The sequence below is a fragment of the Dyadobacter psychrotolerans genome (assembly GCF_004349265.1).
In the GTDB taxonomy this organism is placed as follows: Bacteria; Bacteroidota; Bacteroidia; order Cytophagales; family Spirosomataceae; genus Dyadobacter; species Dyadobacter psychrotolerans.
Window position 1 is genome coordinate 1 of sequence record NZ_SMFL01000036.1, and the last position, 2,807, is coordinate 2,807.

Annotated in this window: 2 protein-coding genes; both read right to left on the minus strand. The window is 43.7% G+C overall.

The window, feature by feature from the left end; translation table 11 throughout:
• Nucleotides 1–103 precede the first annotated feature (103 nt).
• Nucleotides 104–841 (minus strand): IS21-like element helper ATPase IstB, encoded by a 738-nt coding sequence (gene istB / locus E0F88_RS33450; protein ID WP_131963143.1) that lies wholly within the window; start codon nucleotides 839–841, stop codon nucleotides 104–106.
• Nucleotides 842–889: 48 nt separating this feature from the next.
• Nucleotides 890–2,410, minus strand: coding sequence for an IS21 family transposase (gene istA, locus E0F88_RS33455; RefSeq protein WP_220466425.1), 1,521 nt, complete (start codon nucleotides 2,408–2,410; stop codon nucleotides 890–892).
• Nucleotides 2,411–2,807: the final 397 nt, after the last annotated feature.

Sequence of the window (2,807 nt, forward strand, 5' to 3'; positions counted from 1 at the left end):
TGTCTATTTCGGAGATATGGGGGCAGGCATTTCGGAGCATATAGGGCCAAGCGTTTCGGGAATCATTGGGCCACTTTCCAAGTGCAATAATAGTAGTTTAAATTTAAGTACTCAACTGTTTTTTCTTTCTTAGGGAATCTCCTTCGAGCTCAATGCGGTGGGAAGAAAAAACAATTCGATCTAAAATCGCGTCGGCAATGGTATTTTCTCCAATCAGACCATGCCATTTTGAGACTGGTATCTGGGTTGCAATGATTGTTGACGATTTATCATACCGTTCTTCAATCACGTCGAGCAGTACATTTCTGGCTGCCTGATCAATAGATACGAGCCCGAAGTCGTCCAGGATCAAAAGCTCTGCTTTCTGTATACGTTTGATTAGTTTATGGTAGGTGCCTTCGAGCTTAGCCAGCTTTGCAATGTCAAAAAATCTGGCGGTATTGTAATAAATGGTTTTATTGAGGAGTTGGCAAGCTTTGATTCCAAGAGATTGAGCAAGAAAACTCTTGCCAGACCCAGTGGGTCCGGTGATGATCAGGTTCTCCTTTTTACTAATAAAATTTAGGCTGAGCAGCCTTTCAAAGGTTGTTTTGTCCAAATTTCTGGTGGTTTGGTAGTCGATGTCAGACGCGGCAGCGTTTTGCTTAAAACCAGCTCTGAGGATCAGGCTTTCTATGTTACGGCTTTGCCTGCTTTCCCATTCTGTGTCGACCAGAAGAGACAGGAAGTCATCCAGAGAGTAATCCTGATACAGGTGTTCGTTGACGCAGCGATGATAAAGTGTAGCCATCGCGTTCATGCGCATTCGGCGCATTTTTTCAAGGGTGTTGTGTTCGTTCATAATTGTTTTGGTTTATAAAATTTACCGGGGTCAACATGGTCCGGAATACTACTTATAATGGCTTGCGCCGCGGATATTATCATGCTGTGGAATAGTCAACTCTGGCTGTTGATTGATCTCCTCCATGTCCAGGTTGTTTTTAAGAATGTTTTCAATCGTATGATAAGAGGCCTTATGATACAGTAGCGCACGTTTGCATGCATTTTCTAAACGTGACCTGTCATATTGCTTCAGGAAGGCCAGGATACCTTGCGCTTGTTTATAGGCAACTTCGGGATAGCTGTACTGACCTAATAACTTTTTGATATACTCCAAAGTACAACTGCCAACTTGTATGGCCCGGTCTTCAAAATGCTGGGGCGACCACTGCTGATAAGCACGATGTGTAGAAGGCATGTGATCGGCCACAGTGGTGTAATGACCTGGCCTGTAACTTCTTTTATGCAAGGCAATACGGTCGTGGTTATAAAATATCTCCACATGATTGTGGTTATACTGGACTTCGACAGACAGGCCGGTAAAGCGGTACGGGACACTATAATAGTTGTGGTCTTCGCTCAGGAAAATATGGGCAGTGCGTTGGACTTTGGCCCGTCTGTAATGGCGGATGCTATAAGTACCGGTAGGTAACGCCTGGAGATATTCTTTTTCAAGGTCCACGAAGTGGCTCCGCCTGCTGCCGCCCCCATGAGAGAATAAATAGTCATTATATTCATCCAGAAGGCCTTTAATGGACTTATTAAGTTCATCCAGACTAAAGAAGGTGAACTTGCTTAAAGGATAGAAGATCCGTTGGTATACCAGTTCGACGCTGCGCTCTACAAGCGCTTTATCCTGAGGGTGATGCGGGCGGGCCGGATCGACGGCACAGCTATAATGTAGCGCAAAATCAGTAAGCGTTCTATTAATTACCGGGGCATATTTACTGCCTTTGCTGACAGCAGCTTTCAGATTATCCGATACAATAGCCTGTGGAACACCACCAATCCATTGCAGACAGGAGTCCAGACAAAGAATAAGATCCTCCCTTTTTTGTGAAGCAACGGCTTTTACAAAAGTATACTGGCTGCAAGGCAGAACACCTACAAAAACCTCTACTTCAACTTGTTCTCCGGTCGCTTTATCGATGTAGGATAATTTTTTGCCACAGAAGTCAATGAAGAGCTTTTCTCCGGCTTTATGATCAAGCTTTCCACTATGGTTATTTAGGGAGCGCCAACGACGATAATGAAAAGTAAACTGGGTGTATTTATAACCCTGTGGATTTTGTTGAAGGTATTCTTTCCAAAGTGCCTGAAGTGTACACCCTGGCTTGCGAAGCTGCTTTTCGAAGTAAGAAAAACGTGCAGCTAGCAGTTCGTATCGCTGTTTTTCAGTCTGTGGCTCTTCGGTAAACAGATCCCTCAGATCGGGCTCTGTAAGATTAATAAGCTCATCAAAGCCCAGATTCAGAGCTGAAAAACGGCTGGTATAATTATCAACGGTCTTACGGTTAATCTTTAACAGATCTGCAATTTTTCTATTACTTAACCCCTTTAATTTTAATGCAATCAAGCTACGTATTTCCATGATATTGATCCTTTGTCCGGCCATGTCGCTGAGATTTAATTCAGAAACAAGGCTATGATAAATCATGGAAAGTGGCCCAATGACTTCCGTTTTTTAAGAAGTTAGATTGCCTGTATTGACAGATCAGGATCGGATTGAAGCAGATTTTGGCCCAATGACCTCCGTTTTAAGATGCCTTGACCAACTCTCACCCGAAGGAATGGCCCATTGACTTCCGAAATCAAAATCATTATTGGCCCAGTAACCTCCGTTTTCGGTCAAAATCGAAATCTTGACTTGCTGATAACCTGGCCCAATGACCTCCGAAAAATGATCCTGAATTTTGGCCCGTTGATTTCCGTTATGACTGGCCCATGATACTCCGAAATGACTGGCCCGGTGAAGTCCGTTTTAGACA